Genomic DNA, 14593 nt, shown 5'->3' on the forward strand with positions numbered 1-14593 from the left:
ATGGTGGGCATTATCACTGGCCAGCTTCGCTTTTGCTGCCCAGGCCAACTGTCGGATCAGCACAAAGAGGTGTTATTTCATGAGCAAAACAGCCGCACCGCAAGGTGGAACAGCTATTTCCCGGGCCATGCGGCCCGTCAACAACCTTGTCGAACGATTCATCCCCTCGGCCCTGGTCTTCGCCATTGCCCTCACCTTCATCGTGGCGCTGCTGGCGGTGGTCGTCACCCGTTCCAGCCCGCTGCTCATCGTCCAAAGCTGGGGCGACGGGCTGGCGGGCCTGTTGGCCTTCATCACCCAGATGGCCCTGGTGCTGATGCTGGGATTCATCCTCGCCAACACCCGGCCGGTGCGAAGGCTCCTGCGCTTTCTGGGACGCGTCCCGCAGACCGCCCTGGCCGGCTACGTGTTTGTCTTCCTGGTGGCCGCCGTGGCTTCGCTGATCACCTGGGGGCTGGGCCTGGTGGTCGGCGGGCTACTGGCCCGGGAGGTCGCTGCCCAGGGCCGCGAACGCGGCATCGCCTTCCATTTCCCGATGCTGGTTGCCTCCGGGTTTGCCGGTTTTGTCGTCTGGCACATGGGCTATTCGGGTTCCGGTCCGCTGACCGCGGCGACGCCCGACTCGTTCATCGCCAAGCAGCTCGGCGGCCCGCTGTCGATTTCCGAGACCACTTTCTCCTCCTGGAACATGATCGCCGCCGTTGCCGCCATCGTCATGGTTGCCCTGTCCCTGTACCTGGTGGCCCCGCGCGGGAACGACAAGATCGTGGAACTGGTCCAGGACGCCCGTGAGGAACTCGTGGCCGTCGACGACGAGGTCACCACGCCCGCCGACAGGCTGGACGCCAGCCGCCTGCCCACGCTGCTGCTCGGGGCGATGCTGCTGGCCTACCTCGTCATCCACTTCTCCACCGGCGGCACGCTGACCCTGGACATCGTCAACTGGTCCTTCCTGGCCCTGATCCTGCTGCTGGTGCGCAGCCCGTTCGAGCTGATGGCGCTGACCAAGCACGCGGCATCGAATGTCGGGGAGATCCTGCTGCAGTTCCCGCTCTACGCCGGAATCCTGGGCATCATGACCGGGACCGGGCTGATCCAGGTGCTCTCGGATGTGTTCGTGTCGATCTCCACGCCGCAGACCTTCGGCGTGCTGGCGTTTCTCTCGGCCGGGTTGGTGAACTTCTTTGTTCCCTCGGGCGGTGGGCAGTTTGCCGTGCAGGCGCCGATCATGCTCACCGCGGCGGCGGAACTGGGCGTGGACCCGTCCATCCCGATCATGGCTGTGGCCTACGGCGACCAGTGGACCAACATGATCCAGCCGTTCTGGGCCTTGCCACTGCTGGCAATTGCCGGGTTGAAGATGCGTGACATCCTGGGATACACCACGATTGTGCTGGTCGCCTCCGGGATTGTTTTTGCCGCGACCTTGCTGATCGTCTCGTTCTAGGTACGTCCCGGGCGCCGCCGGAATTTCTCCCCTGCCACCGCGCGGGAGAGAATGGTAGCTGCATGTTTTTCCCGGCAGCGAGAGGATTGATGGTGGCTACGATTGCCCAATGGGTTGAGGGCGCACGCTTGCGGACCCTGCCCATTGTGATTGCGCCGGTGATTATTGGCACGGCGGCCGCCGTGGACACCACCGGAAAACCTGCCTGGCTCGAAGCCATCCTGGCCCTGGTGGTCGGGCTGCTGCTCCAGGTCGGGGTGAACTATGCCAACGACTACTCCGACGGCATCCGCGGCACCGACGATGTCCGCGTGGGGCCGTTGCGACTGACCGGCTCCGGCCTGGCAAAACCCACCACGGTCCGCAACGCTGCCTTTGCCTGTTTCGGGCTCGCCGGGATCGTGGGAGCGTTCCTGGTGGTGTCCACGGCATCCTGGCCGCTGCTATTGGTCGGCCTGGCGGCCATCTTCGCCGCGTGGGGTTACACCGGCGGCAAGAACCCCTATGGCTATCGGGGGCTGGGCGAGGTATTCGTGTTCATCTTCTTCGGCCTCGTGGCCACGCTGGGGACGGCGTATACCCAGGCACACCAGTTGACGCTGCCTGCCTACATCGGAGCCGTGGGAACCGGCCTCATCGCCACCGCACTATTGATGGCCAACAACATCCGTGACATCCCCACCGACAAGGAAGTCGGAAAGATGACTCTGGCAGTGCGGCTGGGAGACCCTGCCGCGCGCATCAGCTACGTCATGATGCTGACCCTGGCCATCCTGTTGCCGCTGGTCATGGTGTCCACGCACGCATGGATGTGGCTCGTCCTGCTGACGGTACCGTTGTGTGTGCTGCCAAGCTGGACGGTGTTGCGCAATCACGAGCCCGGCGCACTGATCCCGGTGCTCAAGCAGACGGGCATCATCAACCTCGTCTACGCGGCGCTTTTCACAGTGGCAATCGTGATGGAGCTGGCTCTGGCCTAGCGCTTCCGTCCGCGACCATCGCGTCGGGAAAATTCGTGCCCAGGGGCCCGGTCATCTCCATGACCGGGCCCCTGGGTGTTACGGATAGGTACGACTACCAAGGCTTCGTCAGGCCTCATGGTGTTCCAGCCAAGAACACACCTGCGATGGGACGCCGCTCCACGGTCCGTCGACAGGCCTGTAAACATCATTGGGGGCTGGCGGTGGCACCTGGTCCGGTTGCGTCCGCCAGCCCACCGCCGAGACACGAATCCGTTGGGTTACTGCTCGCCGTCCAGGAACCGGTCTTCGGCTGCCTCGTCGTCAAGGTCTTGCCGGGACTTCTTGGGCCCCTTGGAGTTGAACATTTTTTGCACGTCGGCGTTGGCCGCCACGCGCAAGTTGTTCAGGAACAGGTAGCTCAGGGCAAACGCGATCACCAGCGCGACTAGGCCCGCGGTGAATATGGGCCACATCAGGAGATAAGCCAGTGGTAGGAATACTGCGAAAAAGAGGGCCAACCGAATCACGGTGTACTTGAAGAACTGCACCCGTACAGTCTAGACGCAGCCAGAACACAGATAAATTCACTAGACTGTATCTATGGTCCGGAACTTTATTTTTATGGCATTGGTTGCACTCGCGATAACCATCTATGCCTTGATCGAATGCGTGCGCACTCCCTCGAGCGAGGTCCGTTCACTGCCCAAGAGTGGCTGGTTCGCTGCCATCATTTTGCTGCCGCTGATCGGGGCGGGGCTGTGGTTCTGGCTGGGACGACCCAAGTCGGTTTCCGACGAACGGCCGTCACAGACACGCAGGGGCGCAACCGGAGCGCCCGACGATGATCCCGAGTTCCTTCGCAACCTGGAAATCCAGCGGCGCAACAAGGCCCGCGAGGAGGAAATGCGCCGCAAGGAAGCCGAATTGAAAGCGCTCGAAAGCAAATTGCGCGAAGACGGCAAGCCCGGCGACGAAAACGGCAAGCCGCGCGATGAAGGCGGCAATCCCACGGAAGACACCCCGCGACACACGCCGTAGGGAATATTCCATCGGCATCACCCCATGGTCGGATGGCCCACGAATTTCGTGGGCCATCCGACCATTTGCTTATTTTCCACTGACGGTAATGATCCAGCCCAGCTTGTGCAGCACACTCGCCCATCGCGCGGCGCCTTCCATTGTCCGCACAGAGGGCATGCCTGCTCCTGGAGTTTCATTAATGACGGTATTGGTGTCGCGACAATCGGCCCAATACTTCGCTTCACGCAACTGCTAGCGGCTGGTGACCCTGCGCGGTGGCGAACTCGAGCATGTGGGTCCGGCACCTTGTGGTGGGGATTCCAAAGTTCGGGACGTTCTCGTTGCCCGCGATGACTTACGAAGCGGCGCCCGTTGACCAAGCGGCCCCTATAATTTTGGTCCGCGAGAGGCTTATAGGTCAGAAAGTGTGTCCGTGAGGGGCCTGCTTCCCAACGATGGCGCGGTAGAACGGGGTTTCTTATAGCCTTGGGCCATTAACCGTGAATGGTTCTGGAAATTCGAGGCACTGTGAAGTATGTGGATCTCGTCTGAAGCGCAATGGAAAGACAACGGCCGGGACCCAGCGCTGGAGGTGCATTGACTGCGGGGCCAGCAGCGTGCGCAAGCGTGCGGACCTGGCCCGCAAGGCCGAGCTGGACCGGTTCGTGCAGTGGCTGATGGGCAAGGATTCCCAGGCCGAGATCGGACCCGGTGGCGGGCGGACCTTCCGCCGCTCCACGCAGTGGTGCTGGAACATCGAACCCGCGGTCGCGGTGACCGGCGAGATCCACGGCCAGGTCCAGATGGACGGCATCTACCTGGGCCGGGGCTGGTGCTGCCTGATAGCGATCGCCAACGGGCACGTCATCGGCTGGCAGTGGTGCGACACGGAAAAGTCGGCAGCCTGGCTGGCCCTGATGGAACTGATCCCCGCCCCGCGCGCGGTGGTCATCGACGGCGGCTCGGGACTGGCATCGGCCCTGTCTCGGGCCTGGCCCGAAACCCGGATCCAGCGCTGCCTCGTCCACGTCCAGCGCAACGTGCGCACCTACCTGACCCTGCGGCCGCGCACCGATGCCGGGAGGGCCCTGCGCCGCATCTCCCTGGCCCTGACGCGGCTCAAGACCACCGAGGAGGCCGCCGCCTGGGTCCAGGTGCTGAACCAGTGGAACACCGAGCACGGGGACCTGATCAAGCAACGCACCTACCAGCAGGGGCCCACGGGATTCCGTCCGGCCGGTGTCCGCTCGGGCCAGGCCTGGTGGTACACCCACGACCGACTGCGCAAGGCCTACCGGCTGATGGAACGCCTGGCCAAGAACGGTCACCTGTTCACGTACCTGCATCCGGAGCTCAGCGACGTCGGCGTCGACCCGACGACCAACAGGATCGAGGGCGGGGTCAACACGCACCTGCGCGCCCTGCTGCGCAACCATCGAGGGATGCCGCCGGCCCACGCCAAACGCGCCGTCGAATGGTGGCTGTACACCCACACCGAAAACCCTGCCGCGCCGCACACCCTCATCCGTCCCGAACACCTGAAGCCGGCACCCAAGGCAGTGCACCGGGAAGAACGGGTCGGACCGGAAACCCTGGGCACGGGATACAGCGCAGAGGAAGGGCTTTGGGCCAGGAAGGGATGGGCCGGCAGACCCTGCTAAAACCCAAGCCAGACCGTGGAAACCCCGGGTGACACACCCGGGGCAGACACACTGTGAGTATTGGAAGTGGCTGGTCTGGGATTGGCTGGCAGAGTAGGTACTGGCCGTTCCGCCTCGTGGTTGTGGCTCACAGACACACTGGCCCCATCTGGGTGTCTTGAAAAAGACCTGTCCAACCATGGGGTGGTCGGCCGGCACCTGCTGTTGACCGTCGCGTAATTTGACGATGAAGCCGCCACCGAGTTTGACGACGAACCTGCCATAGAAACGCCTCGCCAGGATGATCTTGGCGAGGCGTTCGTGGTCATGCCGGCGGGCTGGTCGGCAGGGGTGCCGGTTGGGTTATTCGCTGAATTCGCTCACCGCCGACTGCGCCGCGGATTGGTCCACGATCGCGCCTTTGGCCGAGCGGGTGGCCATGAGTGCGGCCAGGGCCAGGTTGTTCACGGTGCGCGGGTAGCCACGGGACGCCTGATGGATGACGGTGATCGCATCTTCGGAGAACAAGGGATCAGTTCGGCCTGCGAATCCAAGATGTCCCTTGATGTAGTCGCTGGTGTCCTCCAGATTCATCCCGTTGATGGTGAACCGGGTCCCGATCCGTTGGTCCAGGGCGGCCAGCACCGCCAGTTTCAACCGGCGCCGCAGGGTGGGTTGACCGATGAGCAACAACGCGAAATGCGACTCCGTATCCATGCTGACGTTTGAGAGCATCCTCAATGATTCGAGGTCTTCGTTGGTCAGCAGGTGTGCTTCATCGATGACAATCACCGGCAGGCGAGAGCGTTCGTCGAGTTCGCCGGCGAGCAGGGCCGCGGCCTGCGCGGCCAGGGCTCCGGAGAAGAAGGAGGGCGTGGCCCCCAGCGCGGTCACAATCGCTGCACGGATCCCGCGGATCCCGATGGTCGGATCCGGGACATAGATGATTTGGTGGCGGGATGGTTCCAGGTGCGCCAGTGCGGCGCGGGCCGCCACGGTCTTCCCGGCCCCGACTTCCCCGGCGATCACTCCCATGCGGCGCTGGTCGATGCACCAGGAGATGCGGGCGACCGCCTCGCGGTGCCCGGGGTGCTGGTTCAGCGCCGCCGGCGGGATATCACGGCCAAAAGGAAGCCGGGAAAAACCAAAATAGCTTTGCAGGCTATCGATCTGGCTCAACGGGCACGCTCCTGGATCTCGGCGAAGCTGATCGGTGCGGCCGTGAGGGATTCGCGGTGCCGGGTGGCGACCAGGTCCAGGTAGTTGATCCCGGTGCTGATGTTGGTTGCGGAGTCGTTGTCCTTCACGGCGTTGGTGACCTTGGAATGCACGTGCCGTCCGATATCCAGTGGCCGGGCCGTCCCCGCCGGGTTTCCCTCGTGGTTGTTCACGGTGATTTCCCCGTCCAGGTCGAAGGGGTCATAGATCAGTTCCACCTTGGTGCCGGCCAGCAGCGGGTCGACCTCGTAGGTGTTTGAGTGCAGGGATACGGTCCCGGTCTTGGTCACCGTGCGGACATCTGACCAGAGGAACGCCTCACGGATCTCGGCCAGGGATTTGCGCACCGGGGTGCGGTGTTCCCAGGATGCTTCCCATCGGGCCAGGGGCGTTTGCCCGATGCTGGTGTGTTGTTGGTGGTGATAGACCATGTTCACCCATGCGGTGAACAGCGTGTTCAACTCGTGAAGGGAGCTGATCTGCGAGCCGGCCTCCGGGTCGGTGCCCGGGAGCATGGGTGTGTCGGTGACCGTGATTTCACCGAGGAACTGGCTGGTGACCGTGTTGAAGAAGCGTTCGATCTTGCCCCGTCCCTGGGGCCGGTAGGGGGCCGAATGCACCAGCCTGATCCCGAGTTTGGCGCACGTGCGCGCCAGCGACTTGTCACTCATGGCGGCCCCGTTGTCCAGGTAGGCGACCTCGGGGATGCCGTGGGTTTGCAGGGCCGGACGCAGGACCGCCGAAAGCCGGATGGCATCCTCGGCATAGGCCCAGCGGGCGGCGGTGACCATGCGGGAGTGATCATCAAGGAACGCGAACAGAAACGTCTTTCGCCCACCGATCCGTGGCCCGTGCAGGGCATCACCGACCCAGATCTCGTTGGATTTCTCGGTCTCGAAGCGACCGGTGGCGACCGGGCGGGTGCCGGTGGAAATGTTCCGGGCACGGAAGTAGCGCAGCAGCGTGGTCTCCGAGGGTGCCTGGCCCATGGCTTCGGTGATGATCCGCTTCACCTGCGCGGCGGTGCGGTTGGGTTTCTCCCGTTTGAGGGTTTCGGCCAGGCTCAGCACGGTCGAATCGATGTAGGGGGCGCAGGCTCGTTCGTCCGGTTTCAGCCCGTCAAACCCGTGGTCCCACCACGCTTTGATCCAGCGGTCCAGGGTTTCGCGGGAGAAGCGGCGGGTGCCACCGAAGGGCCAGGGATGATCAACCTCGGCCAGGGCCCGGACCAGGGGTCCGCGCTGGCGGGAGCTCAACGACCGATCCGCCGCGGCCCGCACGATTTGGTAGCGGAACAGGGCGATCTTCTCACGGTGCTCCTTGCGCATCAAGGGGGTGTTGGCCCGCGGGGCAGGGTTGGCCGGCACCGGGGAAACGACCACCGCCGGCTGCGGCAAGGCATCCTCGCCACCGGTGCTCTCCATGGGGGCCTGCGGCGGCACGGCGGGTGGTCTCGGCGGGGCAGGGACAAGCTGATCGGGTAGGTGAAGCGAGGCACTGATCATCGAAAAGGTTCCTTCCGGCGGGGTGAAACATGGACCCATGTCCTCGCCGGAGATCCGGAAACGACACGTGAACCCCACCTTGGCCCAGTTAGGCTTCCTGCGGCAGGGCGGGCTGGTGTTGCACCGCCTCGAGACGCTGGCGACCGCTGAAGAACCATGGGCCATGCCCGGCCAGGGCGGCAACAGGCCACGTCACGTTGGCGACCGGGGCTTGGCCGGGGATTGCCCCGTGGTGGTGGGCCAGCACCCGGGCATGGGCCATGAGCATGCCCAGCGCGTTGGCCGCGGCCGTGGGCGCCGGAGTCGGCCAGAATCCCAGGGACTCGGCGGTGGCGCGGTGCACCCGTGCGGTGAATTCCGTCAGGATCGCCGGGGCGTTGGCCCTGAAATCCCGGATCCATCCGCGGACGGTGGTCTGCGGGCGGCCCAGCTGCGCGGCGATTTTCCGGTGCCCCGCTCCGGAGACAATGCTCGATTCCACGGCGTGCGCGATCACCGCAGCCGCATCGGCTCGACGGGCGGTCAACGCCACCGGCAGCAGGATATGGGTGCTCTGGCACTGATGGCAGCGGGCCCTGCGTGGCAGAACCCGGCGGTTCACGACCGGCACCTGGTATCTGATGATCCGCTCCCGCCCAAACCCCCACGGCTTCAAGGATCCACTGCACCGGGGGCAGCTCAGCGTGCGGGAGAAGAGCTGGAATTCGACAGCGGCGGGATCGTGGCTTACGGTGAGCACAGCGCGACTCGTTTCGCGTCAGAACGACCTGGTGCGGCTTCGAAACTGGCACCGGGTCGTTCGTCTTTAAGATCTGGATCCAAAAATCCAAGAACTAGGGTCTGTCGTCAGCCTGACGCCGCCGACGAAGAAGGTCAAGGGACAGATCCGGGAACGTTGAAGAAACCGTCTCATGGTCAGGCAACGCGACTACCCACGGTCATCCACTGCGACGCGCAACACCTGCCCGGCCCACCTCGGTGACTTGATCAGAAGGTTGTCCGTCCCTAAGGGGTCGTGACTCGTCACAGTGTTGTTCCGAAGTGACCTCTACCCGGACCGGTGGCGGCCGACAGCGGCCATGACCACATCCGTGAAGAGGAAGGTTCGAATGACCGCCATGTCTATAGTCGCGCATTCACATGCGTTTGTCGTCGGTGTTGACACTCACGCACGCAACCACGTCTATGCCATCATCAGCGCCAGCACCGGTGAACTAGTCGACACTAGGGAATTCCCCACCACAGGTGCCGGCATCAACCGAGCCATTGCTTGGGCGGCCCGCCGCACGGGCGCCGACCTCGCCACGCTCTGGGCGATCGAAGGCGCAGCATCCTTTGGGGCCGTCCTCGCCGGTGCCGTAGCCTCCGAGGGCTACCAGGTTGCAGAGGCGCCTCGGATGGACGCCCGGGCCAACCGCGGCGTCGGCAAATCCGACGAACTCGATGCCCAGCGAATCGCCCGGGCAGTGCTCCCGTTGGAGGAAAAGCAGTTGCGCCGACCCCGGCTGAACGACGGCATCCGCGCGGCCCTGCGGGTTTTGGTTTCCGCGCGTGATTCCATGACCGGGGCGCGCACGCGGGCCGTAAATGCGCTGACAGCATTGGTGCGTGTCAACGAGCTGGGCGTGGACGCCCGCAAGTCGCTGACCGGCGAGCAGATCACCGAGGTCTCGCGGTGGCGTGAGAGAGATGAGAATCTGGCGCTGTCGGTGGCCCGCAAGGAAGCGGTCCGGCTGGCAAAGCACATCGGTGAGCTCGACAAGGACCTGGCCGGTAACTCCCAGCAGATCACCGCTCTGGTCAAGGTCAGCGAGGCCGCGCCGTTGCTTGAGGTGAAGGGATTCGGTGCCATCACCGCTGCCACCTGTTTGACCGTATGGTCCCATCGGGGTCGGGTCCATTCGGAGGCCGCATTCGCTTCCCTCGCCGGGGTGAACCCGATCCCCGCCTCATCGGGGAACACCGTCCGTCACCGCCTCAACCGAGGCGGCGACAGGAAGCTGAACAGTGCACTGCACATGGTCGCAGTCACCCGAATGACCCACGACGAGGAAACCCGCCAATACGTCATCAAACGCGCGGCCGAAGGCCTGTCAACCAAGGAAATTCGCCGGTGTCTCAAGCGATATCTCGCCCGGCGGGTTTATCGCGTCTTCAACGCACATGAAGAGGCCCTAAGGAACGCTTGACAGACATAGAAGGGTCATTTTGTCCTATAGGCCCCGCGAGACGGGATCCTCGTTAAAGCAAACAGCCTCTGCTCCCATTCGGGAACAAAGGCTGTTTCTTTGTGGCGGGGACAGGATTTGAACCTGTGACCTCCGGGTTATGAGCCCGGCGAGCTACCGAACTGCTCCACCCCGCGTCGGTAGATACAACAATAACAGTGGATGACCCAGCCACCTAATCGAGCGGTCAATTAGGTGAATTTACCTAGAATTGCGGCATATTCAGGCCATCGACGGTCACGTTCAGCCACTTTCATTGCCTAAAGACCGGCGAACACAGAATATTGCACAGTGAACTCGGTCACCTTCGCCATGGAGTGGGCGCTTCCGGCAGTCTCCCCTGCGGCAGATCCGCACCGGTGTAGCCGAGCCCCGCCCCTCCGGCGGCTTGGGGCTGCTGCATCCGCCCGCGAGGCCTCTCCCCCGGCACATTAACGCCGGTGGCCCCGTACCCGTCATTTGACGCGTACGGGGCCACCGGGCTCCAAGGGCTGGCCTTAGATGCCGGCGTACGAGTGCAGGCCGTTGAAGTAAATGTTCACGATGGTGAAGTTGAAGACGATGCAGAGGTAACCAATGATGCTCAGCCAGGCCGAACGGGCACCTGTCCAACCGCCCGTTGCCCGGGCGTGCAGGTAGCCTGCGTAGACAACCCAGATGACGAAGCTCCAGACTTCCTTGGTGTCCCAGCCCCAGTAACGGCCCCAGGCTGCCTCGGCCCAGATCGCTCCGGCCATGACTGTGAAGGTCCACATCACGAAGGCAACCGCATTGATGCGGTAAGCAAAGTTTTCCAGAGGTGCTGCGCCGGGGACCAACCGCATGAACGGCATCTTGTCCTTCTTGCCTGCGGCAAGTGCATCCATTCGGGCATGTTGCACGAGTTGGAGCACGTTCATGGCGAAGGTGATCGTGAAGAGGGCCGAGGCAAGTACCGCGATGGAGACGTGAATGATCAACCAGTAGCTCTGCAGAGCGGGCACCAAGTGGGCCACGGGAGTCGGGAAGCCCATGGTGGCGCCGCACAGCATCACGGTGACCAGGCCGATGACGAAGGTGCCCATGAAGCGAAGGTCCTTTTTCAGCAACACGATCGAAAACACGAGGGCCACCAGGAAGGATCCTGTGGAGAGGAACTCGTACATGTTGCCCCAGGGCACGCGAGCGGCCGCAATGCCACGGGCAACCACGGCGAAGCCCTGCAACAGCACGCCCAGCCAAGTCAGGGAAACGGCAACCTTCGCTGCCATGCGCTTTGCGGAGGCTGCTGTGTAGTCCATGGATTCATTGACCAACGGGTTCGACGAACCGTCCGCCGGAGGGGCATCCCGGACACCGGCCGCAACCAAGGTCTTCTGTTCCGATGCGAGCGTTGCTGCATCGATCTCCTGGATCATCTTGCTGGACTTGGCAAGGTCCCATGCGAAGGCGATAAAAGCCGAGGCGTAGACAATTGCCGCCAGCAACATGAACAAGTCGCTGTACTGTCCCAGGGCCACGTTGATCGTGGGCATGTCGTTTTCCAAAGGGTCTCCTAGACTCCGGCTCGCGCATTCGCGGGCCACTGCTGCTCAAGAAGCTTACGCAGCTCCTTGGCTTCGGATTCAAGTCGGTGGTCTTCACCACGGGCCAGCAATCCGTATTCGATTATCCGCTCTTCGCGGCCCGAGCCGTCAACGGAGTTCTTGATTTTCACCCAGGCACGGCGGCGCGGGGTAAAGAGCGAGATGGCCAATCCCAACAAGGCAAGCGCCGCAAAGATTGCCACCGGGCGCTTGCTGGGGTCATAGGCGATATCCACGCCAATGAAACGCTTGAGCCCGTCAAAGGAAATGCTGCCCTTTCCATCGGGCAATTCGTACGTCTGCCCGGCACCCAAGACAATTCCGCCTGCATCAAGGTTTCTACTGTTGAGTTCGGTGAGCTCGTCAGTTTCAAGCACGTACACATTCTGTGGCGTACCGTCATCCAGTCCCAGGTTCCCGTAGTAGGAGTTCAGCTGCAGCTGCGGGTTGATCGCGTTCGGGTCGCCGGATATTGCAAACCCAGTCTCATCGGTCATGGCCGTGGGCAGAAGGAATCCCTGGAATCCAAGTTGCTCGGGATTCGCGTCGGGGACCTTGACGACCATCAACGAGGTGTACATGCCATCCTGGGGCACCGAGACCACGGGACCGCTGAAGGAGATGTCTCCGTTGCCGTCACGTACTGTAACGACGGGGGCGTAGCCGTTGCCAACCAGGTACATGTCAGCGCCATCGATGCGCAACGGATGGTTGACCCGAAGTTTTTCCTTCTCAGGTTCGGCATCCGGACTGCGCCGGGTCTCGACCTCGGCCGTGAAATCGATTGGCTGGCCGAAGTGTGTCGTGGATTCGCGGTCAAAGGTGATATTGAACTTGTCGAGCTTTACCGAATATGGATCCAGGGAGTCTTCCTGGAACCAGGTTCCGGGCTTGAAGGAATCGTAGGACACCAAGGAATTCACGAAGGTCTCCCCCTCGACAAGTACCCGCTGTCCGTTGTACCCGAAGGCGCCACCGACTCCAACCGAGGCCAATAGGCCAACGAGGGAGATGTGAAAGAGCAGGTTGCCGATTTCACGACTGTATCCACGTTCCGCGCCTACTGATGGGCTGGCGCCCTCTGGCCTGGCTTCGGAGCGGTACCCACGCTTCTTGAGAAGCCCGGTGATATCCCGTACGACTTGTTCGTCGCTGATTCCCGACTCGTCAGCAGTCTGGATCTCGATGGTGCCGTTCTGGGGCAACCGGTTAAGTCGTGACGGGGTTCTGGGTGGCGGTGTGCGAAGCGCCTGCGCGTGCTTTTTTACGCGCGGCAGGATGCACCCGACCAGGGAGATGAACAGCAATAGGTAGATCGCCGAGAACCACACCGAAGAATAGACGTCGAAGAGCTGGAAACGGTCGAGCCATTCCCCGGTCGTCGGCTTATTGGTCAGGTAGGTTGTCACCTGCTCCGGGTTGATGGAGCGCTGGGGGAAAAGCGACCCGGGTACTGCTGCCACGGCCAAAAGCAGAAGCAGGAAGAGCGCCGTGCGCATGCTGGTGAGCTGGGTCCAGCCCCATCGGAGCATGCCCTTGAAACCGAGGGCCGGGACCGCTACATCTTTTTTAGAATCTCTTTTTGCCATTAGATGGGCAACCTGACCTCATTGGTGAACCAATCCTGTAATTGCGTAACCCAGGAACCCCATAGGCCGGTGGCCATCAAGATTCCCAGAAGTATCAACATGCCGCCGCCGAAGCGCATGATCGCCAACTGGTGCCGACGGAAGAACTTCATGGCCCCCATGCCACGCCGAAGCGCCGTGGCGATGAAGAGAAACGGGAGCCCCAGACCCATGCAGTAGAAGAACGTCAACAAGGCACCCTTGGCGGGGTTTGGGTCGATTCCTGTGCTCATGGCCAGCACCGCAGCCAACGTAGGGCCGATACATGGCGCCCATCCCAGGCCGAAAGTGACTCCCAGAACCGGAGCACCCCAAAGGCCGGCAGGTGGTTTCCGATGGATCTTCGCATCGCGTTGCATGAAGGAAAAGCCACCCATGAAAACGACACCCATGAGAATCACTACCGCGCCCAAGACCTGGATGATCCAGGCACCCTCGAATTGCATCCACGCAGCGATTTGCGAAAAGACCACGCCCGCCAGGACAAAGACGGCAGTGAAGCCCAGGATAAACAGGCCGATGCCTGTGACCATACGGCCGCGCTTTTGATCTGCGAGGTCGGCACCGGACAGGCCAGTGACGTACCCCAAATAGCCGGGAACCAAAGGCAACACGCAAGGCGACAGAAAGGAGACGAGCCCTGCAAGGATGGCAACGGGAACCGCGAGAATCAGTGAACCGTCCTGGATGATCTCAGCAAATTGGTTGCCTTGGGCCGGTAGCGTCAAGGCGCCGGCCAGCACGGAGTCGATCACAACGACTCGGTGAGAGCCGTGGTTATCAGGGCCTTGAGTGTGGGTTTGTCGGCAACACCAAGAATGCGGGCAGAAACGCGCCCCTGCTTGTCCAGCACCAACGTGGTCGGTACGGCCTTAAGCGGAACGTATTTGGTCATGGCGAGTTGGATCGTCCCCTGAGTGTCCTGCACAGAGGGGTATTTGATTCCGAAGGTGCGCTCAAAGGCTTCTGCCGCTTCCTTCTCATCCCGCACGTTGATGCCGATGAATTCCGCTTTGCCCTTGAACTCCTCATTGAGTTCGACCATGTGCGGGGCTTCGATCCGGCATGGAGCACAAGCCGCATACCAAAAATTCAAGACAGTAGCCTGCCCGGCCCAAGTGGCCGAATCGATAGTGGTTCCGTCATAGGCCACCGCGTTGATCTTTACGGGTTCGGTGCGTGAAGCTGGACCGTATTCCTCCACAGAACCGTCACCGGCAATGTAATTCTTGTTGTTGCCTTCCCTTGCCTGCTTGGCTAGGGGATCTTCGTCCCCCACACACGCTGCCAGCGGCAGCACGGCGGCACCAAGCAGTGCTGCGCGCAAGAATGTACGTCGTCCCAAGCGCTGTGCTCGGGACGAGATGGGATCGATCATGA

Annotated in this window: 13 protein-coding genes and 1 tRNA gene; 5 read left to right on the plus strand and 9 right to left on the minus strand. The window is 62.4% G+C overall.

The genetic code is table 11. The features are described from left to right. Positions 1-79 precede the first annotated feature (79 nt). Together ABD687_RS07935 and ABD687_RS07940 are read left to right on the plus strand one after the other, a co-directional pair. Complete coding sequence (locus ABD687_RS07935; protein ID WP_310292227.1) at positions 80-1447, plus strand: short-chain fatty acid transporter; 1368 nt, start codon at positions 80-82, stop codon at positions 1445-1447. A gap of 92 nt (positions 1448-1539) precedes the next feature. After that, positions 1540-2427, plus strand: a complete 888-nt coding sequence (locus ABD687_RS07940; protein WP_302265004.1) for a 1,4-dihydroxy-2-naphthoate polyprenyltransferase — start codon at positions 1540-1542, stop codon at positions 2425-2427. A 260-nt stretch (positions 2428-2687) separates the two neighbouring features. Here the strand turns inward: ABD687_RS07940 and ABD687_RS07945 are convergent, their stop codons facing one another. Then, entirely contained in the window at positions 2688-2957 is a 270-nt protein-coding gene (locus ABD687_RS07945; protein WP_344760980.1) for a DUF4229 domain-containing protein, read from the minus strand. A gap of 73 nt (positions 2958-3030) precedes the next feature. Here ABD687_RS07945 and ABD687_RS07950 point away from each other — a divergent pair, with 73 nt between their 5' ends. Continuing rightward, positions 3031-3447: a PLD nuclease N-terminal domain-containing protein gene (locus ABD687_RS07950; RefSeq protein WP_310292226.1), complete on the plus strand. Its 417-nt coding sequence runs from the start codon at positions 3031-3033 to the stop codon at positions 3445-3447. A 482-nt stretch (positions 3448-3929) separates the two neighbouring features. Beyond that, on the plus strand, positions 3930-5090 hold the full coding sequence (locus ABD687_RS07955; RefSeq protein ID WP_310292224.1) for an IS1249 family transposase: 1161 nt from the start codon (positions 3930-3932) through the stop codon (positions 5088-5090). 342 nt (positions 5091-5432) lie between these two features. Here the strand turns inward: ABD687_RS07955 and ABD687_RS07960 are convergent, their stop codons facing one another. The 3 genes from ABD687_RS07960 to ABD687_RS07970 form a co-directional block, all read right to left on the minus strand. Next, positions 5433-6248, minus strand: coding sequence for an ExeA family protein (locus tag ABD687_RS07960; protein WP_310288096.1), 816 nt, complete (start codon positions 6246-6248; stop codon positions 5433-5435). Then, positions 6245-7711, minus strand: coding sequence for a DDE-type integrase/transposase/recombinase (locus tag ABD687_RS07965; RefSeq protein ID WP_310288092.1), 1467 nt, complete (start codon positions 7709-7711; stop codon positions 6245-6247). Before ABD687_RS07965 ends, ABD687_RS07960 begins: the two co-directional genes overlap by 4 nt. Before the next feature lie 169 nt (positions 7712-7880). Then, positions 7881-8531, minus strand: a complete 651-nt coding sequence (locus ABD687_RS07970; protein WP_310288090.1) for a DUF6431 domain-containing protein — start codon at positions 8529-8531, stop codon at positions 7881-7883. A 370-nt stretch (positions 8532-8901) separates the two neighbouring features. Here ABD687_RS07970 and ABD687_RS07975 point away from each other — a divergent pair, with 370 nt between their 5' ends. After that, positions 8902-9981 (plus strand): IS110 family RNA-guided transposase, encoded by a 1080-nt coding sequence (locus ABD687_RS07975; RefSeq protein WP_310292222.1) that lies wholly within the window; start codon positions 8902-8904, stop codon positions 9979-9981. A 102-nt stretch (positions 9982-10083) separates the two neighbouring features. On the opposite strand, the gene ABD687_RS07980 is transcribed toward ABD687_RS07975, so the two are convergent. The 5 genes from ABD687_RS07980 to ABD687_RS08000 form a co-directional block, all read right to left on the minus strand. Further along, positions 10084-10157, minus strand: a tRNA-Met gene (locus ABD687_RS07980). A 360-nt stretch (positions 10158-10517) separates the two neighbouring features. Further along, on the minus strand, positions 10518-11534 hold the full coding sequence (gene ccsB / locus ABD687_RS07985; protein WP_310292220.1) for a c-type cytochrome biogenesis protein CcsB: 1017 nt from the start codon (positions 11532-11534) through the stop codon (positions 10518-10520). Positions 11535-11554: 20 nt separating this feature from the next. After that, the gene (gene resB, locus ABD687_RS07990; protein WP_264270443.1) at positions 11555-13174 is read right to left on the minus strand and encodes a cytochrome c biogenesis protein ResB; all 1620 of its coding nucleotides are present in this window, start codon (positions 13172-13174) and stop codon (positions 11555-11557) included. Continuing rightward, positions 13174-13956: a cytochrome c biogenesis CcdA family protein gene (locus ABD687_RS07995; protein WP_372342923.1), complete on the minus strand. Its 783-nt coding sequence runs from the start codon at positions 13954-13956 to the stop codon at positions 13174-13176. Before ABD687_RS07995 ends, resB begins: the two co-directional genes overlap by 1 nt. A gap of 8 nt (positions 13957-13964) precedes the next feature. Continuing rightward, positions 13965-14591, minus strand: coding sequence for a TlpA family protein disulfide reductase (locus tag ABD687_RS08000; RefSeq protein ID WP_310292218.1), 627 nt, complete (start codon positions 14589-14591; stop codon positions 13965-13967). Between the last annotated feature and the right edge of the window lie 2 nt (positions 14592-14593).

Source organism: Paeniglutamicibacter sulfureus (assembly GCF_039535115.1).
Taxonomy (GTDB): domain Bacteria; phylum Actinomycetota; class Actinomycetes; order Actinomycetales; family Micrococcaceae; genus Paeniglutamicibacter; species Paeniglutamicibacter sulfureus.